The organism is Falsiroseomonas bella (assembly GCF_003173615.1).
GTDB lineage: Bacteria > Pseudomonadota > Alphaproteobacteria > Acetobacterales > Acetobacteraceae > Falsiroseomonas > Falsiroseomonas bella.
In genome coordinates this window covers 1569210-1592297 of the sequence record NZ_QGNA01000001.1, presented here as the reverse complement: position 1 = coordinate 1592297, position 23088 = coordinate 1569210, and the positions used below count along the sequence as shown (strand labels likewise).

The window sequence follows — 23088 nt, the reverse complement described above, 5'->3', positions numbered from 1 at the left end:
GCGCGGGTCTAGCAAGGCCGCATGCCATCCCGCCCCGTGATCGGCGTGACCCTGGATGCGGAACCGGCCGGCGGCTGGTCGAAGCTGCCCTGGTACGCGCTCCGCCAGAACTATTTTTCCGCCGTGATCGCCGCGGGTGGGCTGCCGGTAGCCCTGCCGCATCACCCGGAGCTCGCCGCGGACTACCTCGACACGCTGGACGGCCTGCTGGTGACCGGCGGGGCGTTCGATGTGGACCCGGCGCTCTGGGGCGGCGGGCCGCCGCATCCGAAGGTCACGCTCAAGCCCGGCCGCACGGATTTCGAGCTGGCCGCGGTGAAGGAGGCGCTGCGCCGCGACCTGCCGGTGCTCGGCATTTGCGGCGGGCAGCAGCTTCTGGCGGTGGCCTTCGGCGGCACGCTGATCCAGCACATCCCCGACGAGGTGGAGAACGCCCTGGCGCATGAGCAGCCCAACCCGCGCACCGAACCGGGGCATGTGGTGCGCGTGCTGGACGACACGCGGCTTGCGACGATCGTCGGCGCGACGAAGCTCGCCGTGAACAGCGCGCATCACCAGGCGGTGGCGACGCCGGGCGAGGGCGCGGTGGTGAACGCGATCGCGCCCGACGGCGTGATCGAGGGCGTGGAGCATCCCGCCTATCGCTTCGCCCTCGGCGTGCAGTGGCATCCCGAATACGCCGTTGATCCGCGCGATCCCGCGATCTTCGAAGCCTTCATCCGGGCCGCGCGCGAATGACCGACGAGACCGAGGAAGACGACAAGCGTGGCGAGCGCATCGCAAAGTATCTCGCGCGTGCCGGCATCGCCTCGCGCCGCGATGCGGAGAAGCTGATCGCCGAAGGCAAGGTGAAGCTCAACGGCAAGACAGTGGAAACGCCGGCGACCTTCGTCGCGGCCGGCGACAAGGTGGCGGTGGAGGGCAAGCCGGTCGCGGCGCCGGAGCGCACGCGGCTGTTCCGCTACCACAAGCCCGATGGCCTGGTGACGACGCATCGCGACCCGCAGGGCCGCCCCACCGTGTTCGAGAAGCTGCCGCCGGGCATGCCGCGCGTCGTCTCGATCGGGCGGCTCGACATCACCTCCGAGGGGCTGCTGCTGCTGACCAACGATGGCGAGCTGGCGCGGCGGCTGGAACTGCCGTCCAACGGCTGGCTGCGGCGCTACCGCGTGCGCGTGCATGGTCCCGTGGACGAACGCGCGCTGGCGGCGCTGGCGCGCGGCGTGACGGTGGATGGCGTCGCCTACGGCCCGATCGAGGCCGGGCTCGATTCCCGCCAGGGCACCAATGCCTGGCTCACGATCAGCCTGAAGGAAGGCAAGAACCGCGAGGTGCGACGCGTGATGGCGCATCTCGGCCTGCAGGTCACGCGGCTGATCCGCGTGGCCTACGGTCCCTTCCAGCTCGGCGCGCTGCCGCGCGCCGGCGTGGAGGAGGTGCATCCGCGCATCCTGCGCGAGCAGCTCGGCATCGGCGAGAAGCCGCAGCGGCGGCGGGGCGGAGACGCGCCGGCGGAAGCGCCGCCGCCGCCACCCGCGCCCCCACCGCCCGGGGCGCGCAGCATCCCCCGCGCCCGTAACGCCGCGCCGCGCAGGCCGCATGCGAATCGTCGCCGGCCGTCACCGCGGTCGTAGCCTGGTCGCGCCGCAAGGCGACGCGACGCGCCCGACCTCGGACCGCGTGCGCCAGGCGCTGTTCGACATGCTGTGGCACGCGCCCTGGTCCGGGCGCGAGCGGGTGGAGGGCGCGCGCGTGCTCGACGCCTTCGCAGGCACCGGGGCGCTGGGGCTGGAGGCGCTGTCGCGCGGCGCGGCGCGGGCCGTGTTCATCGAGCAGGACCGCGCCGCCCTGGCCGCGCTGCGCACCAACATCGCGGCGCTGCGGGAAGCGGACACCACGCGCGTGATCCCGGGCGACGCGACGAAGCCGCCGCGCGCGGATGCGCCCTGTTCGCTGATCCTCCTCGACCCGCCCTATGGCAAGGACCTGGTGCCGCGCGCGGTCGCGGCACTCGGCGCCGCCGGCTGGATCGCCCCGGACGCGCTGCTGGTGGCCGAGGTCGCAAAGGGCGAGGCGCTGGAGGTGCCGGGTTTCGAGCCGGTGGCCGAACGCGCGCATGGCGCGGCGCGGCTGGTCTTTTTTCGGGCGCAGGCCTGATCAGGCGCCCAGATAGTCCTGGAGTTCCCCTGCCGCCTTCTGCGTCCAGCTCCAGAGGCGATCGCCATGCGGCACGGCGACGAAGCCGAAACGCCCATGGTTCACGCCGGCTCGGTCCACGCAACGCCGTTCGAAGGCAGAGAGAAAGTCGCGCGACGTGGCCTCTCGCCGCGTGCCGTCGGACTGCAGGATGCCGTCCAGCCGGGCGCGCCCGATCTTGATCAGCGCGCGGAATTCGTAGCCGGTGAGCAGCGCGGCCTTGTTGCCGCCTGCCCAGTTCCCCTTGCCACGCCGCCATGCCGTGCCCGCCGCGTCCAGGAAGGCATCGAGATCCGTGCGGCGCGAAGGAAAGGACGGCCAGATGGGGAAGCTTGCCGCCCAGCCTTCCGCCACCAGCGACAGGTTGAAGGTCCGCCGCTTCCTGGAGGTGACGGGGAGCCTGTCGCGCTCCGCCTTCGTCAGATACGGCGCGACATAGGCGAGCATGCGCCCGTTCCCGTCCACCACCTCGCCTGCTGGAATCACCGCCAGTTCACGCGCCTTGCCCTTCGCACCGGTGGTGGTCTCGGCCCGCAGCTTGCGCAGTTGGTTTGTCGCTTCCTCCGCGGCCGCGTAGTGGCGCACCGCACCGCCATCGGCGATCCGGGGTGCGAAATAGTCGGCGAAGCCGGACGGCACGCCGCTGCGGCCGGAAAGCTCGCCGAGCACCTCCAGCGCCGCGTCCAGCCGCTTCTGCGCCACCGCCGGCTTGCCGCCGACATTCGATTTTTCAGGCGTGTCCACCGATACGAGGCGGAAGGGCAGGTCGAGCCGCATGGTGTCGCCATCGCCCGTTTCGGCCTTGCCCGGCGCGGGCAGGATCACCTTGGCCTTCGCCGGGTTGAATGTCGGGACTGCCATCGCGCCGTCCTCCCCGACGACAGCCTCCCACGCTCCGGGCCGCCGCCGCAACGGAATCCGTGCTGCTAGGCTGGCGCCTCCAGCCTGATCCCCAGCCGCGCATACATCTCTCGCAGCCGCTTCCCGTAGTCCTCGGCGTTGAAGGTCGCCGCGCGCTTCGGGCCGCGCGCCGCAAGCTCCGCCCGCAGCGCGGCGTCGGCGTCCAGGCGCTGGATCGCCTCCGCCATCGCGCGCGTGTCGTAGGGGTCCACCAGCAGCGCGGCATCGCCCGCCACTTCCGGCAGGGACGAGGTGTTGGAGGTCATTACCGGCGCGCCGAGATGCATCGCCTCCACCACGGGCAGGCCGAAGCCTTCGTACAGCGAGGGGAACAGCATCGCGCGCGCGCCGCGGATCAGCCCGGTCAGCAGGCGGCCCGGCACGTAGTCGATCAGCATCACCTTGTCGCGCAGCTTGCGCTGCAGGCCCTGCACGCCCTCCACCGGGCCGCGCGGGACGAATTCGCGGCGGTCGTCCTCATACAGCAGGCCGAGCTCCTGATGCGCGTTCCAGGCCTGCTTGCCGCAGATCACCAGCGGATGCTCGGACCCGGTGGCGAGATAGGCCTCGATCAGCCGCCCGACATTCTTCTTCGGCTCGATCGCGCCGAAGAACAGGAAGTATTTCTGCCAGTGCAGGCCGAAGAAGCCTTCCAGTTCCGACCGGACCAGCGATTCCGGCTTCAGTGTCGCAGGGTCCGGCAGTTCCACCGCCTGGCCGGTGTTCGTGACCTTCTCCTCCGGCACGCCGAGCAGGGTGATGATGTCGCGGCGCGACGCCTCGCTGACCGTCACGATATGCGTCGCGCGCTCCGCGATGCCGCGCACCGTGCCGAGGTAGCGCTTCTTGTTGTCGAGCGTGGTGAAGGGCAGGCGCAGCGGCACCAGGTCGTGGATGGTGTAGATGTTGGGCAGGGCTTCCTGGCCCGGGCCCTCGGCGGTCAGCGGCACGGGATAGGTCCAGTGCATCAGCTTCGGCGCGTTGGGCAGGCGGACGCGGCCGAAGCGGCGGCTGGCGCCGAAGCCGAGCACGGCGGCGCGATACAGGCTCGGGATGTTCCAGATCCGGTCGAAGGCCGGCAGGCGCGCGGCGAGCGAGGTCGTCTCGACGCTGCCGATCGGCACCTCCACCGCCTGCACGCCGAAGCGCAGGCGCAGCATGCGCATCGTGTCGTCGAGCGGGCGGCGCCAGCCGGGCAGGTCGCCGCGCGGATCGAAGAAGGTGACCTCGCGCAGCAGCCCGTCCTTCCCGGCGGAGGAGCGGTGGCCATAGAGCACGCCGACCTCCGCCCCGAGCGCCTTCAGCCGGTGCGACAGGCCGCGGGCATAGGTCGCGACGCCGGTCCCCTGTTCGAGAGAGAGGTTGTAGCCGTCGAGCGCGATGAGCGGCCTGTGCAACTGCGTCGCCTCCTTCACAATGCGCGGTGACCGATATCGCGCCGGCAGAAGCCGCCCGGCCAGTCCAGCGCGTCCACCGCCGCATAGGCCGCGTCGCGCGCCGCGCGCAGCGTCGCGGCGGTGCCGCCGATGCCGAGCACGCGCCCACCATCGGCCAGGATCGCGCCATCCGCGCGCCGCGCGGTGCCGGCATGGAAGATGCGCACGCCGGGCAGCGCAGCGGCGGCGGCGAGCCCGCGGATCTCGGTGCCCTTGCGCGGCGTGCCGGGATAGCCTTCCGCCGCCATCACCACGACCAGGCTGGGATCGTCCGACATCGCAAGCTGTACGCCGGCCAGACTCCCCTGCGCGGCGGCCAGCAGCGCGGGCAGCAGGTCCGACCGCAGGCGCAGCATCAGCGCCTGGCATTCGGGATCGCCGAAACGGACGTTGAACTCGATCAGCTTCGGTCCTGCCGCAGTCAGCATCAGCCCCGCGAAGAGCACGCCGCGGAAGGGCGTGCCGCGCCGCGCCATCGCGCGCAGCGTCGGCAGCACGATGCGCTCCATCGCCTGCTGCTGCAGCGCGGGCGTGAAGGATGGCGCCGGGGAATAGGCGCCCATGCCCCCGGTGTTGGGGCCGGTATCGCCCTCGCCCACGCGCTTGTGGTCCTGCGCGGCGCCGAAGGGCAGCGCCGTCTCCCCGTCGCACAACGCGAAGAAGGAGATCTCCTCGCCCTGGAGAAAATCCTCGATCACCACGGTCGCGCCGGCCTCGCCATGCACGCGGCTTTCCATGATGTCGGCGATCGCGGCCTCGGCCTCCTCGACCGTCGCCGCGACGACCACGCCCTTGCCGGCGGCGAGGCCATCGGCCTTCACGACGATCGGCGCACCCTGCGCGCGGATATAGGCGCGCGCGGCCGCGGCATCGTCGAAGCGTCGCCAGGCGGCGGTGGGCACGCCGGCCTCGTCGGCCACCGCCTTGCAGAAGGCCTTGCTGCCCTCGAGCTGCGCCGCGGCGGCGCTCGGCCCGAAGCAGGGGATCCCCGCCTCGGCGCAGGCACCCGCGAGGCCGAGCGTCAGCGGCGCCTCCGGCCCGGCGACGACCAGTTCCACACTCTCCTGCCGCGCGAATCGGACCAGCGCGGCGACATCCGTTGCGCCGATGGGCACGCAGGCCGCGACCTCCGCGATGCCGGGATTGCCCGGCGCGCACCACAGCTTCGTGAGCAGGGGCGAGCGGGACAGCGCCCAGCACAAGGCATGTTCCCTGCCGCCGCCGCCCACCACCAGCACCCGCATCGCGCCACCCCGCAACGTCCCGCACGGAAGGTTCCGCACCGGCGCGTCCTAGCATAGGGTCCGGCCATGGACACCACGCCGCCCGTCGCCGGGGCCCCCGCCTCCGGTGCCAACGTGCCCGAATTCAGCGTTTCCGAGATTTCCGGCGCGATCCGCCGGACGCTGGAAGGGGCCTTCGGCCGCGTGCGCGTGCGCGGCGAGATCACGGAGTGCAAGCGCTATCCGTCCGGGCACATCTATCTCTCGCTGAAGGACGAATCCGCGAAGCTGGAATCGGTGGTGTGGAAATCCGCCGTGCCGCGGCTATCGGTGCAGCCGGAGAACGGCGTGGAGGTGATCGCCACCGGCAAGCTCACCACCTATGCCGACCGCTCGAAATACCAGCTCGTCATCGACCGCCTGGAGTATGCCGGCGAGGGCGCGCTGCTGGCGCGGATCGAGAAGCTGCGCGTCAGGCTGGCGGCGGAGGGCCTGTTCGAGGCCGGCCGCAAGCGCGTGCTGCCCGGGCTGCCGCGCGTCGTCGGCGTGGTCACCAGCGAGGCCGGCGCCGTCATCCAGGACATCCGCACGACCATCGCGCGGCGCTTCCCACGCCGCATCCTGCTGTGGCCCGTGCCGGTGCAGGGGCAGGGCGCGGCGGAGCGCATCGCCGCCGCGATCGAAGGTTTTGGCCGGCTGCCGCACGATGGGCCGATCCCGCGCCCAGACGTGCTGATCGTCGCGCGCGGCGGCGGCAGCCTCGAGGACCTGATGGCCTTCAACGAGGAGATCGTCGTCCGGGCCGCCGCTTCCTGTCCCATCCCGCTGATTTCCGCCGTTGGGCATGAGACCGACACGACGCTGATCGACTTCGCCGCGGACCGCCGCGCGCCGACGCCGACCGCGGCGGCGGAGATGGCGGTGCCCGCGCGCGCCGATCTTCTAGCGGCGCTGGACCAGACCGGCGCCCGGCTGCGCGGCGCCGCGATGCGGCAGCGGCGCGCGGCGGAGACGACGCTGCTGCGCCTGGAACGCCGCCTGCCCGACATCCCGGCGCGCGTGCTGGAGTATCGCCGCCGGCTGGACGAGGCGGGCGAGAGCCTGCCGGATGCGCTGCGCGCCTTCGTCCGCTTGAAGCGCGATGCGCTGGCGCCGCTGGCCGTGCCGCATCCGCGCGAATCCATCGCGGCGCGGCGCCATGCGGTGGCGCTGCTCGACGGGCGGCGCGTCGCCGCCTTCGCCCGGTGCGTGCAGCGGCTGCGCGGCGCGCGCGCGCTGCATGCCTTCTCCGCGGCGCCGGTGCTCGCGCTGCTGCGCGAGCGTCGCGCGATGCTCGCCGGCGCGTCGCGCCAGCTGGAGGCGCTGTCCTACAACGCGGTGCTGGCGCGTGGCTTCGCGCTGGTGCGCGATGCGGAGGGCGAACCGCTGACGCGCGCCGCCGCGGTGGCGCCGGGCGCGCGCCTGTCCATCGGCTTCGCGGACGGGCAGGTCGTCGCCACGGCCGAAGGCGAGGCGCCGCGTCGTGCGAAGGCGAAGAAGGGAACGGAACAGGGGACGCTGCTGTGATCGGACGTCGCATGCTTCTGGCTGCACCCGCGCTGCTGCTCGCCCGCCATGCGCAGGCGCTGCAATGGCGCGGCGAGCCGGCGCAGGGCGGGCTGCTTGTCGGCACCGTGCCGCCCGGCACGCGCATGGCGCTGGACGGGCGCGGCGTTCGCGTCAGCCCGCAGGGCGACTTCGCCTTCGGCTTCGGCCGCGACCACGGAAGCAGCGCGCAGCTTTCGGTGACGGAACCCGGCCGGCGCGGCGAGCTGCGCGCACTCGCGGTGCGCAAGCGCGAGTGGTCGGTGCAGCGCATCACCGGCCTGCCGCCCGCGCAAGTGACGCCCGACGAGGCGGCGCTGCGCCGCATCACCGCCGAACGCGAACGCCTGCGCGCGGCGCGCAATGAGGACTCGGCGCTCACCGGCTTCGTCGCGCCGCTCGCCTGGCCTGCGCGCGGACGCATCAGCGGCGTCTTCGGCAGCCAGCGCATCCTGAACGGCGAGCCGCGGCAGCCGCATTACGGCTTCGACATTGCCGCCCCAACCGGCACGCCGGTTGCCGCGGCGATGGCCGGGCGCGTGACGCTGTCGGGCGATTTTTTCTTCTTCGGCCAGCTTCTGGTCGTGGATCACGGCCACGGCGTGAACACGCTCTATGCGCATCTATCCGAGCGCGGCGTAGCGGAGGGCGAGACGGTGGAACGCGGGCAGCCGATCGGCCGCATCGGCGCCACGGGCCGCGTCACCGGGCCGCATCTGCATTTCTCGCTGTCCTGGTACCAGACCTGGCTCGATCCCCAGCCGCTGCTGGAAGCCTAGCAACGGACGACAGGGCGCCGCGTTCGCGCATCGGAGGACACCGCATGGCCGAAGACGCCTTCGCCACCTATCCCAGCCTGCGCGGCCGGGTCGTGCTGATCACCGGCGGCGCCTCCGGCATCGGCGCCGAGATGGTGGCGCAATTCGCGCGCCAGGGCGCGCGCGTGGCCTTCCTGGATTTCGACGCGACGAACGGGGCGAATGTCGCCGCGTCCACGGGGTCGCTGTTCCTGCAATGCGACCTGCGCGACATCGCGGCGTTGCGCGCGGCCATTGCGGACGTACGCGCGAAGCTCGGCGACCCGCTGGTGCTGGTGAACAACGCCGCGCGCGACGACCGACACGGGCTGGAGACGGTGGAGCCCGACTACTGGGACGAGCGCATGGCCACCAACCTCCGCCACATGTTCTTCTGCGCGCAGGCGGTCGCGCCGGGGATGCGCGCGGCGAAGCAGGGCTCGATCATCAACATGGGCAGCGTGAGCTGGATGAGCGGCCAGGGCGGCATGCCGGCCTATACCGCCGCGAAATCCGCCGTGCGCGGCCTGACACGCGGCCTGGCGCGCGACCTCGGCGGCGACAACATCCGTGTCAACGAGCTCGTGCCCGGCTGGGTCTTCACCGAGCGGCAGGAAGCACTGTGGGCGACGCCGGAGGCGGTGGCGAACCACCTCGCCGCGCAGAGCATCCACCGCAAGGTCATGCCGCCGGACATCGCGCGCATGGCGCTGTGGCTGGCCGCCGACGACAGCGCGATGGTGACGGCGCAGTATTTCGTCGTGGATGGCGGGAAGGTCTAGCCGCCCGCTTCGCGCGACAGCCGGGGGCGGCTAGGACGCAGCCGCATGTCCCCCGCCACGCTCGCCGGCTGCGGCGCGCTGATCCTTTGGGCCTTCCTGGCCCTGCTGTCGCGCCTCGCCGCCGGCATCCCGCCGCTGCAGCTCACCGCCATGGGCTTCGCGCTCGGCGGCACCATCGGGCTGCTCGCGGTCATCGTGCGCGGGCAGGCGCGGGCATTGGCGCAGCCAGCGCTGGCCTGGGTGCATGGCGTCGGCGGGCTGTTCGGCTATCACGCGCTGTATTTCCTGGCCTTCGCCCTGGCGCCGGCGGTGGAGGTGAACCTCATCAACTATCTCTGGCCGCTGCTGATCGTGCTGCTCGCGGCGCCGATCCGCGGCATGCGGCTGGGGCCGGCGCGGCTTGGCGGCGTCGCACTGGGCTTCGCGGGCTGCCTGCTGATCGTCGGGCCCGGCGCGCAATTCCCGCCCGAGGCGATCCCGGGCTTCCTGGCGGCGCTGGGCTGTGCGGTGGTGTGGTCGGTCTATTCGGTCACCGCCGGCACGCCGCGTCTCGCCCGCGTGCCGACCGAGGCGGTGGCGGGTTTCTGCCTGGCGACCGCCGCGCTGGCCGCGCTGCTGCACCTGGCCTTCGAGACGACCGTGCTGCCGGATGCGCGGCAATGGCTGGCGGTGGCGGCACTCGGCCTCGGCCCGGTCGGCGCCGCCTTCTTCCTGTGGGATGTCGGGATGAAGCGCGGCGACCCGCGGCTGCTCGGCACGCTGGCCTATGCGGTGCCGGTCGCCTCCACGCTGCTGCTGATCCTGGCGGGCGAGGGCGCGATGAGCTGGCGCGTCGCGCTCGCCACGCTGATGGTCGCGGGCGGCGGGTTCATCGCGGCGCGGGCAAAGTGATCATAGCTTTCGCAGCAGCGCCCGCACCACTTCCGCGCGCCCCTGGTGTCGCGGGCCTTCATCCAGGCTGACCGTGCCTTCCAGCAGTTCCAGCACCTCCAGCTCGCCGAACAGCTCCTCCACGATGGCGCGCGACCACAGCAGCTCGGGCATTTTCGGCCCGCCGCTGCGCCGGCCCTGCTGCGCCGGCGTGAAGCATTCCAGCGCGAGCAGGCCGCCCGGCGCCAGCGCCCTCAGCACGCCGCGCGCCGCCGCCGCGCGGTCCACGGGCGGCAGATGCAGGTAGATCCAGGCGACGAGGTCGAAGCCGGCCTCCGGATAGTCCCAGGCCGCCGCATCCGCGACGACGGTCGTCAGCGCGACGCCGCGCCGCGCGGCGAGGTCGGCCGCCTTCGCCATGCCCACCTGCGACCAGTCGAGCGAGGTCACGGATAGCCCCTGTCCGGCCAGCCAGACGCCGTTGCGCCCCTCGCCGTCCCCGAGCGCCAGCGCGCGCATGCCGGGGCTGAACCAGGGGCGCAGCTCCTCGAGATAACGGTTCGGCGCCTCGCCGAACTGGAAATCGCCGCCTGAGAACCGCTCGTCCCAAGCCAGGGACGTGCTCATGCGCCCGGCACGGTGCGCGCGAGCGGCGCGAGCGGCGAGACCTCGGCGAACCAGGCGGCGAGGTTCGGATGCGCCTCTCGCCAGGGCTCGTCGGCGAAGCGGAAATCGAGATAGCCCAGCGCGCAGGCCACCGCGATCGCGCCGATGTCCGAAAGCCCCTTCGGCGGATCGGCCTCCAGCACGGCCATGCCGCGCGCCACCGCGGCCTTCTGGCGGGCGAGGAAGGCGCTGCGCGCCTCGTCGAGCGGCGCGCCGCCATGCATCCGCCGCGCCACCAGCGCATCCGCGATGCCGTCGGCCAGCGCGTGCATGACGGAAATGCGCACCCAGCGCGGCGTACCGGAGCTCGGGAAGAGGCCGTTCGCCTCGCCGACGGAGTCGAGGTATTCGCAGATCACCGGGCTGTCGAAGACCGCCGTGCCGTCCTCCAGCACCAGGCAGGGGATCTTCGAAAGCGGGTTGGACTTCAGCAGCTCCTCCGGCGAGGCATGCGGGTTGCTGCCGATCGTCTCGATCCGGTCCTCGATGCCGCGCGCGATGGCGCAGACCATCACCTTGCGGGCGAAGGGGCTGTTGGCGGTGTAGTGCAGCTTCATGGCCATGTCGGCGTCATCCCTTGAAATGATTCTTCTCTTCGCGGCGGGCCGTGAACTCGGCCAGGTCCTTCGCGCGCAGGAAGGGGTTGGCGGCGAGTTCCTGCGCGACCGTCGTCGGCACCGTCGGGCGCCCCGCGGCGCGCAGCGCGCCGGCGGCCTCGGCCTCGGCCTTCAGGGCCTTGTTCTCGGGGTCCACATGCAGCGCGAAGCGGGCGTTGCTTTCCGTGTATTCGTGGCCGCAGCAGAGCCGGGTGTTGGCCGGCAGCCGCGCCACGCGGCGCAGCGAATGCCACAGCGCCTCCATCCCCCCCGCCTCCAGCGGCCGCCCGCAGCCGAGGGCGAAGACCACGTCGCCGCAGAGCAGCGCGTGGTCGGCGACGAAGTGGAAGGCGATGTGGCCGGTGGTGTGGCCGGGCAGGTGCAGCACCTCGGCCCGCGCGGCGCCGAGCGGGACCAGGTCGCCCTCCTTCACCACCAGGTCAAGCGGCGGCAGGCGGTGCGCGTCGAGCGCGGCGCCGACCACCTTGGCCCCGGGGAAGCGGGCCTTGAGCTCCGCCACGCCGTTCACATGGTCACCGTGGTGATGGGTCAGCAGGATCGAGTCCAGCCTTCCGCCCGCCTGCTCCACCGCCGCGATGGCGGGACCGGCCTCGCCGGGGTCGCAGATGCCGACGGCGCCCGTCGGTTGGTCCTTCAGCAGCCAGAGGTAATTGTCCTGCAGGCAGGGCACCGCTTCGATGCGCAACGACATGGCCTCACTCCCTTGCCCCGGCACCGTGCCATGCGGCGCCCAAAGACCCTATATCGTCTGCATGACGACCGAGGTCCACGGCTTGGCCGAGTTCTACGGCTCGCGCGGCGGCGACACCGCGGCGCGGCTGGTGGCCGCGCGGCTGGCGACGCTGTGGCCGGCGTTGCCCGGGCAGTCGGTGCTGGGGCTGGGCTGGGCGGCGCCCTATCTCGGCCTCTGGCGGGCGGAGGCGCGACGCTGCGTGGCGCTGGTGCCGGCGCATCTGGCCGGCGCCAACGGCCTGCGCGCCCATCCCGAAGGCCCCGCAACCTTGCTGGCCGAGGAGGAGAACCTGCCCCTGCCGGATGGCAGCTTCGACCGGGTGCTGCTGGTGCATGGGCTAGAGGCGGCGGAGAACGCCAGGCGCCTGCTGCGCGAGGTCTGGCGCGTGCTGCGCGACGACGGGCGGCTGATGCTGGTGGTGCCGAACCGCGTGGGGATGTGGGCGCATCTGGACCGCACCCCCTTCGGCCACGGCCAGCCCTATTCGCGCGGCCAGATCGAGCGGCTGCTGGCGCGCCACCTGTTCCGCGCCGAGCGGAAGGAGACGGCGCTGTTCGTGCCTCCCTACGGCCTCCGAATGATGGGCTCGGCCGCGCCGGTGCTGGAACGCTGCGGAAGGCTGGTCTGCCCTCGGCTGGCTGGCGTCTTCATCGTGGAGGCGGAAAAGGACCTGTTTGCCGGCGTGCCGGCCGGCGCGGTCGCGGTGCGCCGCCGGGTGGTGGCGATGGCGGCGCGCTGATACCGCCGCGTCAACGAGGCCTTCAGCCCTGGCGTGGCACAGCGCGCCGATGGACGCCTGCCCTTCCCTGCCCGACCGGCCAGAGCCGGGCCCGCTGCGCGCGGCGCTCGCCGCGGAGCTCGATCCCCGCTTCGCCGATCTGCGGCGCTTCCTCGACCGGCGCATCGCGGAGCTCAGCGCGGAGCTGCATGCCGGCGTGGAGCTGGCCGACCAGAGCGAGGCGCGGCTGGCCGGGGAGATCGCGCGCATGCAGGCCCAGATCGCCCAGCTGATCGCCGTGCCCGCCGCCGCCACGCGCAACAGCGGATTGGAACTGGAAGCGGTGGTGCAGGTCACCGAGGCGGCGGCCAACACCATCCTGGAAGCCGCCGAGGCGATCGGCGACTGGATCGCCGCCGGGCGCGACGCCGCCGCCGCGCCGGCGATCGTCGAGCGGCTCAACGCCATCTTCGAGGCCTGCAGCTTCCAGGATCTCACCGGCCAGCGCATCCGCCGCGCGATCCAGCACCTGCAGCAGGTGGAGGGCGCGCTGCGGACGCTGGCGCCGGCCGCGGAGGCGCCGGAGCGCCCGCGGGTCGAGGTGCGCACCCAGGCGCGCACAGTGGAGACGGCGGCCGGGTCGAGCGACCTCGCCCAGGCGGATATCGACGCGCTGCTGAACGGCTGAAGAGTTCGGCCTCAGCAGAAATGCGCGCCGCGCGTCTCCACCGGGAGGGCGTAGAGCGACTGGCTCGCGGTCATGAACAGGATGTTCCGCCGCGTCCCGCCGAAGCAGACATTCGAGCAGATCTCCGGCAGCTTGATCTGGCCGATGCGCGCGCCGTCGGGTGCGAAGATGTGCACGCCGTCATAGCCGTCTCCGACCCAGCCCATGCCAGCCCAGATGTTGCCGCGCTCATCGGCGCGGATGCCGTCCGCCATGCCCGCCTTCCCGTCCAGCGTGGTGTCGGCAAAGGTTCTCGGGTTGCGCAGCCGCGGGCCGTCCACGTCGAAGGCCCAGATGATCTTCTTCGCCTCCGGGTAATGGCTGGCGCCGGTGTCGGCGACGTAGAGGATCCGGTAGTCGGGCGAGAAACACAGGCCGTTCGGCTTGAAGGGCGCGTCCGTCACCTTCGTCACCGCGCCGGATTGCGCGTCGATCCGATAGACGGCCTCCTTGATGAAGGGGCGCGGCGAGTTCGCGGATTCCGGCACGCGCTCGCCTTCGTAGTTCATCAGCGCGCCGTAGCCGGGATCGGTGAACCAGAGCGCGCCGTCCTCGGGGTGGACCACGCCATCGTTCGGCGCGTTGAAGGGGCCGTCCGGGCCGCGCGCGGCGAGCACGGTGACGCGGCCATCGGGCTCGTAGCGGACCACGTCGCGGTGCAGGTGGCGGAAGGCGATCTGGCGGCCCTCGCGGTCGAAGGTGTTGCCGTTGGAGAAGCCGGAGGGGCTGCGGAAGCGGCGATGGACGCTCAGGTCCTCCTCGTTCAGGCGCAGCGCCTCGTCGGAGGGGATGTCGGACCAGACCAGGAAGCGGCCGGTGGCGTGCCAGGCCGGGCCCTCGGCCCATTGCATGCCGGTGTGCAGGCGCCGGATGGCGGCGTTGCCGAGCCCCATGTTGAAGCGGCGCGGGTCGATCGCGACGATGTCGGGGTCCGGGTAGCGCTGCGGCGGTCCGCCGCGTCCGTATTGGCGCTGCGCCAGCGCGGGGGTCGCGGCGATGGCGGCTGCGGCGGCGAGCAGGCCGCGCCGGCCGAGGCGGGCGTTGGTCATGGCTGTGGTCCCTCCCTGGCCCTTTCCGGGCCCGGGCGGGAGGATGGCACGCGCGGCGGTTGTGCCGGGGGTCACGGCTGCGAGAGGGGTCGCGCCTCAGGGCGAGAGCGGAATGCCTCGCTGCGCCATGGTGAAGGCGGCAAGGGTCAGCGCCGTCCAGCCCGCCGCCGCCAGCCCGACCAGCCGCGCCCCGGCGCCGAGCAGGGCAAGCAGCGGCAGCGCCTGCATGGCGTGGATGCCGAGGAAATGCGCGAAGCGCAGGTCGCCGCCGTCGCGGGACCAGTAGAAGGGCGGCAGGCCGGCGGCGTTCGTGGCGGCGCCCCCGACATGCGGGCTGTCGAGCACCGAGATCGCCGCGCCCGTGAAGCCGCCGAGCACGCCGCCGACAACCAGGCCGAGCCCGACCGCCAGCACCCAGGGGCGCGGTGCGCCGGGACGCGGGTTGAGCAGCACCAGAAGGCCGAGCAGCGCGGCGAGCGCCACCAGCGTCACCGCGCCGACGCCCATCAGCGAATACATGACCGCGCCGAGCGCATCCTTGGCGAAGTGGCTCGGCCCGCCGAGCGCGGCGCGCCAAGTGATCCAGCCCTGCTCGAACAGCGCCGCGGCGACGGTGCCCCACAGCACGAGGCGTGCGATGCGGCCGCGCGCGGCCTCCGGCGCCAGCACGCCCCAGGCCCAGGCGAGGGTCCAGAACCAGAGCACGAAGGAGGCCGCGAACTTCGCCGGCTTCACCCAGACCGAGGCGCCGTCGAAGGCGCGCGGATCGAAGGCCATCGCGGCGAGGCAGAGCAGCAGCAGCGCCAGGAACGCCCAGCCCAGCCGGGCCAGCAACGGCTGGCGCCGGTCGAGTTCGGCGACGAGGGCGCCGGGCGTCACCGGCGCGTGCAGCGTCGCGCTCATGCGGGGTTCTCCCGCTTCACGAGGACGGCGCGCAGGCCAAGGAAGAGCAGCAGCCCGATCGGGCCGGCCAGGAAGGTCGGCGGGAGGCAGAGCCGCACCAGCCAGGGGTTCATCCCCTCGGCGGCGCCGCGGCGGCAGATCCAGGCACCGATGAAGAGGTCGAAGGCGAGGTAGTGGACCCAGCCGGCGAGCAGCACGCCCTCCGTCCGGAACAGCGCAGCGACGCCGGCGAGGGAGGAGAAGCCGCCCTCGGCCCCTGGCGCGTGCCAAGCCAGCAGCACGGCGTAGAGCGCGGCGAGCAGGGCGGGGATGGCGACGCCCGCCAGGCGCCAGGTGACCCAGGGCGTCCGCGGCGCGGCCAGCAGCGCGAGCCAGCCCGCCATGGCGAGCATGTTCGCGGTGGAGAAGATCGTCTCGGCCTGCATGGAGCCTCCCGGGATCTGACCAATGGTCAGTTCATGGCGCGCGAAACTGACCGTTGTCAAGTTTTCCGTGCCGGGCCAGGATCGCGGCATGGCGGTGATCCCCAAGGGCGAAGGCCGGCACCATCACGGCGCGCTGCGCCGCGCGCTGCTCGACGCGGTCGGCGAGATCGTGCGGGAAGCGGGGCCGGAGGCCGTCACCTTGCGCGAATGCGCGCGGCGGGCCGGCGTCTCGCACTCCGCCGCGGCGCCGCATTTCGGCGACAAGCGCGGGTTGCTGACGGCCTTCGTCACCGAGGGCGAGGCGCGGCTGGCCGCGGCGATGCGGGCGGAGGTCGCGGCGCTGCCGACCGAGGCCGATGCGGCGGCGCGGCTGGCGGCGACGGGGCGGGGCTATATCGGCTTCGCTCGGGCCAACCCCGCCCATTTCCGGCTGATGTTCCGCACCGACCTGATCGACCGGGGCGATCCCGCCTGGCGCGCCGCGGCGGAGGACGGCTTCGCCGTGCTGGACCAGGCGATGGCGGAGGCGGTGCCGGGCATGGACCCGCGATCACGCCGCGCGCGGCTGGCGCTGGCGTGGTCCACGGTGCACGGCTTCAGCACGCTGCGTGCCGAAGGCGTGGGGGAGCTTTGGCAGGAGACGGTCGCGCGCGACGTGGTGGATCTGGTGGTGGCGGCGTGCGTGGGCGGCGACGGCTTCGGGGGAGAGTTGGTCGCGCCCCCACCCCAGCCCTCCCCCGCACAGCGGGGGAGGGAGAGCGAGGAGTAGGAACTAGGCGCGCTCGACGCACATCGCGACGCCCATGCCGCCGCCGATGCAGAGGGTGGCGAGGCCCTTCTTCGCGCCGCGGCGCTGCATCTCGAACAGCAGGGTGTTCAGCACGCGCGCGCCGGAAGCGCCGATCGGATGGCCGAGCGCGATGGCGCCGCCATTCACGTTCACCTTCGACGGATCCCAGCCGAGGTCCTTGTTCACCGCGCAGGCCTGCGCCGCGAAGGCCTCGTTGGCCTCGATCAGGTCGAGGTCCGCAATGCTCCAGCCGGCCTTCTGCAGCGCCTTGCGGCTGGCCGGGATCGGGCCGGTGCCCATGATCGCCGGGTCCACGCCGGCGGTCGCCCAGCTCACGATCCGCGCCAGCGGCGTGATGCCGCGCTTCTTCGCCTCGGCGGCGCTCATCACGACCGCCACGGCGGCGCCGTCATTGATGCCGGAGGCGTTGCCGGCGGTGACCGTGCCGTCCTTCGCGAAGGCGGGGCGCAGCTTGCCGAGCACATCCATGGTGGTCTCGGGCTTCGGATACTCGTCCTCGCTGACCACCACGTCGCCCTTGCGGCCCTTCACCGTGACGGGCGCGATCTCGTCCTTGAAGCGGCCGGCCTTCATCGCCTCGCCGGCCTTGCGCTGGCTCTCGGCGGCGAAGCGGTCCTGCTCCTCGCGGGTCAGCTGGTATTTCTGGGCGACGTTCTCGGCGGTGTTGCCCATGTGATAGCCGTGGAAGGCGTCCCACAGCCCGTCCTTGAGCATGGTGTCCACCAGCTCGAGCCCGCCCATCTTCTGGCCGGCGCGGAGGTTCGCGGCGTGCGGCGACTGGGTCATGCTTTCCTGACCGCCGGCCACCACGATGGCGGCGTCGCCCGTCGCGATCTGCTGCGCGGCGAGCGCCACGGCCCGAAGGCCGGAGCCGCAGAGCTGGTTGATGCCGAAGGCGGTGCGCTCGGCCGGGATGCCGGCGGCCATCGCCGCTTGGCGGGCCGGGTTCTGGCCGGCGCCGGCGGTCAGGATCTGGCCGAGGATCACCTCGTCCACTTCCTCCGCCTTCACGCCCGCGCGCTCCAGCGCGGCCTTGATGGCGACGGTGCCGAGCGCATGCGCCGGCAGGCTGGCGAAGGCGCCGTTGAAGGAGCCGACCGGCGTGCGGGCGGCCGAGGCGATGACGATCTCGGTCATGGGAGGTGCTTCCCTTCCTCAGGATCTGGCGTTGGGCGCAGTTTGGTGCGGCGCAGCGTCCGCTACAAGCTTCGAAGCCATGCCAGCAGCGGGCGCCAGAGCGCCGCTTCCGCCGCACTGCCCGCCGCCATGCCGATATGGCCGGCCTCCGCCTCATGCACCCGGGCGCCGGGCAGCCTTGCGGCGAGCGACCGGGCGGAGGCGGGCGGGACGATGCGGTCCCGGTGCGGGATCGCCAGGAAGGCCGGCATCGTGGCCTCGGCCGGGTCCACCACCGCGCCGGCGACGCGCCAGGCCAGCCGCGAGGGGGTGTTGGCGCCGTACCAGCCGCCCAGCGTCTCCCGCGCGACCGGGGCGGCGAGCGGCACGCCGTCGTTCAGCCAGTCCTCCAGCGCGACGAACAGCGCGGCGCGCTGGGAGGCCTGGTCAAGCCGGGCGAAGGCCCGGAACTTGCGAGGGATGCCCCAGGGATCGAGGCCGGCGAACAGGGTCTGGATCACGTCCACCGGCAGGGTGCCGGTCGCCTGCATCAGCGGCTCCAGCGCCGGCAGCAGCGCGGCGGCGGCCGCGGCGCGCTGCGCCTCCTCCGGCGTCGCCCAAAAGTCCCAGGGCGTGGCGAGCAGGCCGAGCGCGCGTACCCGGTCCGGCCGGCGCAGCGCGGCAGCCAGCGCCAGCAGCCCGCCCATGCAGTAGCCGACCACCACCGCGGACTCCGGCAGCGCCATGAGCGCCCGTTCCAGCCGCCCCGCGATGTAGTCCGTCAGGGTGAACTGACGCTCGGCCTCACCCGGAAAACCCCAGTCGAGCAGCATCGCCCGCACCCCCTGCCCCGCCAGGAAGCGCAGCAGCGAATTTCTTTCGTCGAGGTCGAGCACATAGGCGCGGTTGACCAGCGAAGGGACGAAGACCACCGGCGGCCCGGCGGCGCCCGGCGCGCCATGATCCAGCAGGCGCGATCCGCCCTCCCCCCAGGGCACCGGCGGGTCGGGCAGGCGGCGGGTGTAGGGGTGGCGACGATAGGCGGCGATGCCGGCGATCAGCGCGCGGTCCTCCCGCAGCAGGCGGCGCAGCACCGCCGCCCGGAATTCCTCAGGCGCGTGGCTTCCGGCGGCGAGGCGGTCGAGGATTCGGGCCTGCTCCGCCCGGCCCGCCTTCGAGATCGGAAAGCCGCCGTTCCAGCTCGGCGAGCCGCCGGCGGAGGGCGTCATCGTCCCGGCCAGCGCCAGCCATCCCCGGCTCGCTCCCATGAGCAGGTGGAGCGGCAGCGGCCGGGGGCCGCGGCGGCGCAGCGGGGCCGTCATGGCCGAAGGGACCCGCGAAAGGTCCGGGGAACGGCCCAGTGAACGGCCCAGCGAACGGCCAGTTGGGCGGCGGGCGGCCGAAGGGCGGTGCCGCAGCCGCGCGCATCCAGGCCGCGCCGAGCGCCGCCCAGGCTGAAGCGGCCGCGGCCCAGGCCTCGGCGGCCTCGCGGTCGGAGGCCATGGCCGCGATCTCGCTCTGCCAGAGCGTGATCCAGTCCTCGGCCAGGCGCTCGATCTCGGCCTCGTCCGGTTTGGGGCGATCCCCGTCCATGTCGCATCTTTAGCGCCCGCGCGCGCCCGGCGGGAACTCGGCCCGATTGCCTCGCCCGGTGGCCGCGTCGGAAATTTCGCACCGCAGCGCAGCCCATGTTAGCATCCGTCCCAGGCGGCGGGACGGCCGCGCGGAAGGCAAGCGAGAGCATGTCACAGGACACCAGACTCCCCCCGGCGGACGCGGCCGAGACGCCAGCCAGCCCGCCCGTCGTGGTGAAGAAATACGCGAACAGGCGCCTCTACAACACGGAATCCTCGTCCTACGTCACGCTTGAGGACCTGGCCCAGATGGTCCGGCAGGGCCGGCACTTCGTCGTCTATGACGCGAAATCGGGCGAGGACATCACGCGCTCCGTGCTCACCCAGATCATCGTCGAGGAGGAATCCAAGGGGCGGCACCTGCTGCCGACCAGCTTCCTGCGGCAGATCATCGGCTTCTACGGCGACAGCATGGGCGCGATGGTGCCGCGCTACCTTGAGACGGTGATGGGCGCCTTCTCCCGTCAGCAGGACCAGGTACGGCGGGCCGTCGAGCAGACGATGGGCGGGTTCAATCCCTTCGGCGGGCTGGAGGAGATGAGCAAGCAGAACATGGCGATGATGGAGCGCGCCATGACTCTGTTCGCGCCCTTCCGCGGCGGCCAGGAGCCGGCCGAGCCGGGCAGCGACGCCTCCCGCATCGCGGCGCTGCAGGCCGAGGTGGACCGGCTGCGGCGTCAGCTGGAAGCCGCGCAGGCAGGGAAGAAGCCGGACTAGGCCGCGCCCCTCACGCGGCGATTCGCGTATCCCAGGCGATCGCCGCCGCGCGCAGCGTCTCTTCCAGCAGCGCGCGGTCCATGCGGGCATGGGCGACCAGCAGCCGCAGATAGGTCGCCACGAAGTCGGGCCCGTGGCCCAGGCCGTTGCCGTCCACATCGGCGATCAGCGCATGCGCGATCTCGTGCAGCAGCACCCAGGTCGGGAGCTCCGCCGGCGCCTCGATGGCGGTGCGGGTGGCGCGGGCGACGGTGCGGCGGGCCTGCTTCGGCAGCGGCCGGATGCGCGGCGGGAAATGACGACCCTCGGCGGCCCAGACATGGTCCACCAGCGACTGCAGGCGGGCGAAGGGCACCAGCGACCGGTCGCGCGGCGCGACCACCGCATCCTCCCACGCATAGAGCCGCCGCGCAGCGGCATCGCGACGGCTCATGTCCGGCGGGCGAAGGTTTCACCTTCGCCCCTCAATCGCCGGCGCTGCGCTTGGCTTCGCGCCACTTGGCGCGGGCCGCATTCGCGGCCTCGGCCGGCTATCGCCGGTCGCAGGTCGATCCGTTGTCCGCCGAGCATCATCGCCGCGGCAGGCGGCCCGCCGCGGGACCCGCGCCGACGGGACGGTCCAGGCCAACGCGACCGCCCGCCTCCCGCCCGCGACCATAGGCGCCCCGGTCGCGCACCACCGTGGTGCGGCTGACCGTGCGCAGTCGCACGCCGAGCGCCCGGAAACCGTCCTCGATCTTCCGCTCCTTCACCAGCACCAGCGCGGTGCCGGCGCCGCCGGCGCGCTGCGCTTCGGCATGCGCCTGGCGCGCGGTCTCCCGCCGGTGGACGCCGAGTTCCTCGAGCCGGGCGGCGATGCGGTCGGCATAGCCGATCCGAAAACTGCGCAGCACGGCCTGCGGCGCGGTCCGGCTGCGCGCGTAGTCCGCGCTGCTGCGGAAGCGCGCCTCCTCGTAGGCGAGCGCGCCGGCGATCACCTGCATCAGGTACTCGGCCATCTGCACATCGGGCTCCAGGCCGAAGATGACGTAGTCGGCGCGGCCCACTGTCCAGCCGCGGCATTCGGTGAAGCGCAGCAGCGCCGGGAACAGCCAGCCCATCGCCTGGCGCCGCGGGTCGTTGAAGACCAGCACGCGCTGCACGCAGGCTTCCTCGCGCAGTTCGACCTCGCCCATCGAGAGGCCATAGACCTCCAGCAGCTCGCCCACCTTGGCGGCGGCGGCCATCGCCTCGGCTTCCGAGCAGCCGCGCTCCACCGTGCGCGCGGCCAGCGCCCGGATGCGCGCCTTCACCTTCGCCAGTTCGGCCTGCCGGTCCATGGCGCGCGTCTAGCACGGGCCGGGCCGTTGACAGCAGGGGGCGCCTGGCGATGCTCGCCGGCATGAGCGAAGCCCTTCCCATCCTGGTCGCCGGCGGCGGCATCGGCGGCCTCGCAGCCGCGCTCGGGCTGGCGAAGCAGGGCTTCGCGGTGCAGGTGCTGGAGAAGGCGGCGACGCTGGGCGAGGTGGGCGCGGGCATCCAGCTCGGGCCTAACGCCTTCCACGCCTTCGATTCGCTCGGCGTCGGCGACACGGCGCGGGCCATGGCGATCTATGTGGACAGCCTGCGCCTGATGGATGCGCTGACCGCCGAGGAGATCTGCCACATCGACCTCGGCGAGGATTTCCGGGCGCGGTTCGGCAACCCCTATGCCGTGATCCATCGCGGCGACCTGCACGGCGTGTTCCTGCAGGCCTGCCGCGCGCATGAGCGCATCGCGCTGCGCACCAGCGCGGAGGTGGTGCGCTACGAACAGGATGGCGGCGGCGTGACGGCCTTCCTGCCCGGCGGCGAGCCGATGCGCGGCCGCGCGCTGATCGGCGCGGACGGGCTGTGGTCGAATGTGCGCCGCCAGGTGGTGGGCGACGGCCGGCCGCGCGTCTCGGGCCACACCACCTATCGCAGCGTGATCCCGACCGAGCACATGCCGGAGCACCTGCGCTGGAACGCGGCGACGCTGTGGGCGGGGCCGAAATGCCACATCGTCCATTACCCGCTGCAGGGCTGGAAGACCTTCAACCTGGTCGTCACCTACCACAACGACGCGCCGGAACCCGTCGCCGGCAAGCCGGTGAGCGAGGCGGAAGTCTTCGCCGGCTTCCACCACGTGCATCCCACCGCGCAGTCCATCATCCGCCACGGCCGCGACTGGAAGCTGTGGGTGCTGTGCGACCGCGATCCGGTGGAGGGCTGGGTGGACGGACGCGTCGCGCTGCTCGGCGACGCGGCGCATCCGATGCTGCAATACATGGCGCAGGGCGCCTGCATGGCGATGGAGGATGCGGTGTGCCTGGCGCAGGCGATGGCGGCGCATCAGGGCGACGCCCGGTCCGCGCTGCCGGCCTACAATGCCGCGCGCGCACTGCGCACCGCGCGCGTGCAGCTGCAGTCCCGCGCGGTGGGCGAGCATGTGTACCACCCGGCGGGCGCGCATGCGGCGCTGCGCAACGCGATCATGCGCGCGAAGTCACAAGCGGAGTGGCGGGAGACGCTGGCCTGGCTCTATGGCGGCGGCGCAGAAGTCGAGGTGGGGGGCTGAGGGCCGGCCTCGCCTACGCCGCCGGAACAGCCTCCGGCACCGTGAACCAGGCCTCGAAGGCGGCGAAGGTCGCCGCGGCGCCCGCGATCATCGCATCGCGCGCGCCGGGTTCCACGCCGCAGCGCTCGATCGCGGCACAGCAATCGCGCCACATCGCGCCATGCCGCTCGCCATGGCCAATAAGGAAGCGGCGCCCCGCCTCGCCCGGCGGCAGCACGGCGTCGAGCGCGCGCGCCAATTGGCGCGCGCCGAGCGTCGAGCCTTCCGCGACATAGAGCGCGCCCATCGCCTCGGCCGGGCCGCGGATCTCCGGCAAGGGCGCAAGCGGCACCGCGGCGGAGGCGCCGAGCCAATCGAGGTCGGCGCGCAGCAGATGGGTCCGGCGACGCGCCGCGAGGTCGATGCCGAGCGTATCCAATCCCTCGACCGCATCGAGGCGCGATTCGAGGGCGGCGTGGAAGCCGAGCATGCGGCGGAGCAGCACGGCGTAGTCCGGTAGCGCGATCCGCCCCTCGGCCAGCGCCACGAAGCCGGGCAGCCCGTGCAGGCGCTGATGCGCCGCGTCGGTTGCGGCGCGGAGCGCCGCGCGCGCCGCGCCGTCCATGC

General features: G+C 72.8%; 26 protein-coding genes. 12 read left to right on the top strand and 14 right to left on the bottom strand.

What is annotated here, in order from left to right:
* Positions 1-21: 21 nt before the first annotated feature.
* Genes DFH01_RS07495 through rsmD form a run of 3 tightly spaced genes read left to right on the top strand, consistent with a single transcriptional unit; the run spans position 22 to position 2157 of the window.
* Positions 22-738 carry a gamma-glutamyl-gamma-aminobutyrate hydrolase family protein gene (locus DFH01_RS07495; protein ID WP_109869696.1) on the top strand — a complete coding sequence of 239 codons (717 nt, stop codon included), beginning with the start codon at positions 22-24 and terminating at the stop codon, positions 736-738.
* Complete coding sequence (locus DFH01_RS07490; protein ID WP_109869695.1) at positions 735-1634, top strand: pseudouridine synthase; 900 nt, start codon at positions 735-737, stop codon at positions 1632-1634. Before DFH01_RS07495 ends, DFH01_RS07490 begins: the two co-directional genes overlap by 4 nt.
* A complete protein-coding gene (gene rsmD / locus DFH01_RS07485; protein WP_109869694.1) occupies positions 1600-2157 on the top strand; it encodes a 16S rRNA (guanine(966)-N(2))-methyltransferase RsmD in 558 nt (185 codons plus the stop codon). The genes DFH01_RS07490 and rsmD overlap by 35 nt, the downstream gene beginning before the upstream one ends.
* Here rsmD and DFH01_RS07480 read toward each other — a convergent pair whose 3' ends face one another.
* The 3 genes from DFH01_RS07480 to purD form a co-directional block, all read right to left on the bottom strand.
* Positions 2158-3057: a thermonuclease family protein gene (locus DFH01_RS07480; protein ID WP_109869693.1), complete on the bottom strand. Its 900-nt coding sequence runs from the start codon at positions 3055-3057 to the stop codon at positions 2158-2160.
* A 65-nt stretch (positions 3058-3122) separates the two neighbouring features.
* Entirely contained in the window at positions 3123-4493 is a 1371-nt protein-coding gene (locus DFH01_RS07475) for a glycosyltransferase family 4 protein (RefSeq protein WP_199231146.1), read from the bottom strand.
* Between the two features lie 14 nt (positions 4494-4507).
* A complete protein-coding gene (purD, locus tag DFH01_RS07470) occupies positions 4508-5776 on the bottom strand; it encodes a phosphoribosylamine--glycine ligase (protein ID WP_109869692.1) in 1269 nt (422 codons plus the stop codon).
* 66 nt (positions 5777-5842) lie between these two features.
* Here purD and xseA point away from each other — a divergent pair, with 66 nt between their 5' ends.
* From xseA to yddG, 4 genes are read left to right on the top strand one after another with little or no spacing between them, the layout of a single operon-like run.
* Positions 5843-7321, top strand: coding sequence for an exodeoxyribonuclease VII large subunit (gene xseA, locus DFH01_RS07465; RefSeq protein WP_109869691.1), 1479 nt, complete (start codon positions 5843-5845; stop codon positions 7319-7321).
* Between the two features lie 11 nt (positions 7322-7332).
* Positions 7333-8118, top strand: coding sequence for a M23 family metallopeptidase (locus DFH01_RS07460; protein ID WP_233255998.1), 786 nt, complete (start codon positions 7333-7335; stop codon positions 8116-8118).
* A gap of 44 nt (positions 8119-8162) precedes the next feature.
* A complete protein-coding gene (locus tag DFH01_RS07455) occupies positions 8163-8918 on the top strand; it encodes an SDR family NAD(P)-dependent oxidoreductase (RefSeq protein WP_109869689.1) in 756 nt (251 codons plus the stop codon).
* A 45-nt stretch (positions 8919-8963) separates the two neighbouring features.
* Positions 8964-9809, top strand: a complete 846-nt coding sequence (gene yddG, locus DFH01_RS07450) for an aromatic amino acid exporter YddG (protein ID WP_109869688.1) — start codon at positions 8964-8966, stop codon at positions 9807-9809.
* Here yddG and DFH01_RS07445 read toward each other — a convergent pair whose 3' ends face one another.
* Genes DFH01_RS07445 through gloB form a run of 3 tightly spaced genes read right to left on the bottom strand, consistent with a single transcriptional unit; the run spans position 9810 to position 11762 of the window.
* Positions 9810-10415, bottom strand: coding sequence for a class I SAM-dependent methyltransferase (locus DFH01_RS07445; protein ID WP_109869687.1), 606 nt, complete (start codon positions 10413-10415; stop codon positions 9810-9812).
* Entirely contained in the window at positions 10412-11017 is a 606-nt protein-coding gene (locus DFH01_RS07440; protein WP_233255997.1) for a glutathione S-transferase, read from the bottom strand. The genes DFH01_RS07445 and DFH01_RS07440 overlap by 4 nt, the downstream gene beginning before the upstream one ends.
* 7 nt (positions 11018-11024) lie before the next feature.
* Complete coding sequence (gene gloB / locus DFH01_RS07435; protein ID WP_109869686.1) at positions 11025-11762, bottom strand: hydroxyacylglutathione hydrolase; 738 nt, start codon at positions 11760-11762, stop codon at positions 11025-11027.
* Between the two features lie 61 nt (positions 11763-11823).
* Between gloB and DFH01_RS07430 the strand changes: the two genes are divergently transcribed.
* On the top strand, positions 11824-12543 hold the full coding sequence (locus DFH01_RS07430) for a class I SAM-dependent methyltransferase (RefSeq protein ID WP_109869685.1): 720 nt from the start codon (positions 11824-11826) through the stop codon (positions 12541-12543).
* A gap of 49 nt (positions 12544-12592) precedes the next feature.
* The gene (locus DFH01_RS07425; RefSeq protein ID WP_109869684.1) at positions 12593-13210 is read left to right on the top strand and encodes a hypothetical protein; all 618 of its coding nucleotides are present in this window, start codon (positions 12593-12595) and stop codon (positions 13208-13210) included.
* An 11-nt stretch (positions 13211-13221) separates the two neighbouring features.
* On the opposite strand, the gene DFH01_RS07420 is transcribed toward DFH01_RS07425, so the two are convergent.
* The 3 genes from DFH01_RS07420 to DFH01_RS07410 form a co-directional block, all read right to left on the bottom strand.
* Positions 13222-14298, bottom strand: coding sequence for an SMP-30/gluconolactonase/LRE family protein (locus tag DFH01_RS07420; protein ID WP_109869683.1), 1077 nt, complete (start codon positions 14296-14298; stop codon positions 13222-13224).
* Between the two features lie 96 nt (positions 14299-14394).
* The gene (locus DFH01_RS07415; RefSeq protein ID WP_109869682.1) at positions 14395-15201 is read right to left on the bottom strand and encodes a hypothetical protein; all 807 of its coding nucleotides are present in this window, start codon (positions 15199-15201) and stop codon (positions 14395-14397) included.
* A complete protein-coding gene (locus tag DFH01_RS07410; RefSeq protein ID WP_109869681.1) occupies positions 15198-15626 on the bottom strand; it encodes an ABA4-like family protein in 429 nt (142 codons plus the stop codon). The genes DFH01_RS07415 and DFH01_RS07410 overlap by 4 nt, the downstream gene beginning before the upstream one ends.
* A gap of 88 nt (positions 15627-15714) precedes the next feature.
* Here DFH01_RS07410 and DFH01_RS07405 point away from each other — a divergent pair, with 88 nt between their 5' ends.
* Positions 15715-16395, top strand: coding sequence for a TetR/AcrR family transcriptional regulator (locus DFH01_RS07405; protein ID WP_158287646.1), 681 nt, complete (start codon positions 15715-15717; stop codon positions 16393-16395).
* Positions 16396-16398: 3 nt separating this feature from the next.
* Here the strand turns inward: DFH01_RS07405 and DFH01_RS07400 are convergent, their stop codons facing one another.
* A complete protein-coding gene (locus DFH01_RS07400; RefSeq protein ID WP_109869679.1) occupies positions 16399-17574 on the bottom strand; it encodes an acetyl-CoA C-acetyltransferase in 1176 nt (391 codons plus the stop codon).
* A 62-nt stretch (positions 17575-17636) separates the two neighbouring features.
* A complete protein-coding gene (locus DFH01_RS07395; RefSeq protein ID WP_109869678.1) occupies positions 17637-18875 on the bottom strand; it encodes an alpha/beta fold hydrolase in 1239 nt (412 codons plus the stop codon).
* 420 nt (positions 18876-19295) lie between these two features.
* Here DFH01_RS07395 and phaR point away from each other — a divergent pair, with 420 nt between their 5' ends.
* Positions 19296-19904 (top strand): polyhydroxyalkanoate synthesis repressor PhaR, encoded by a 609-nt coding sequence (gene phaR / locus DFH01_RS07390; protein WP_109869677.1) that lies wholly within the window; start codon positions 19296-19298, stop codon positions 19902-19904.
* A 10-nt stretch (positions 19905-19914) separates the two neighbouring features.
* Here the strand turns inward: phaR and DFH01_RS07385 are convergent, their stop codons facing one another.
* Positions 19915-20337: a SprT family zinc-dependent metalloprotease gene (locus DFH01_RS07385; RefSeq protein WP_109869676.1), complete on the bottom strand. Its 423-nt coding sequence runs from the start codon at positions 20335-20337 to the stop codon at positions 19915-19917.
* Positions 20338-20473: 136 nt separating this feature from the next.
* On the bottom strand, positions 20474-21223 hold the full coding sequence (locus DFH01_RS07380; protein WP_109869675.1) for a DUF7168 domain-containing protein: 750 nt from the start codon (positions 21221-21223) through the stop codon (positions 20474-20476).
* A gap of 62 nt (positions 21224-21285) precedes the next feature.
* Between DFH01_RS07380 and DFH01_RS07375 the strand changes: the two genes are divergently transcribed.
* Entirely contained in the window at positions 21286-22482 is a 1197-nt protein-coding gene (locus tag DFH01_RS07375; RefSeq protein ID WP_109869981.1) for a 3-hydroxybenzoate 6-monooxygenase, read from the top strand.
* A gap of 13 nt (positions 22483-22495) precedes the next feature.
* On the opposite strand, the gene DFH01_RS07370 is transcribed toward DFH01_RS07375, so the two are convergent.
* Positions 22496-23086, bottom strand: a complete 591-nt coding sequence (locus DFH01_RS07370) for a biliverdin-producing heme oxygenase (protein ID WP_109869674.1) — start codon at positions 23084-23086, stop codon at positions 22496-22498.
* Positions 23087-23088 lie beyond the last annotated feature (2 nt).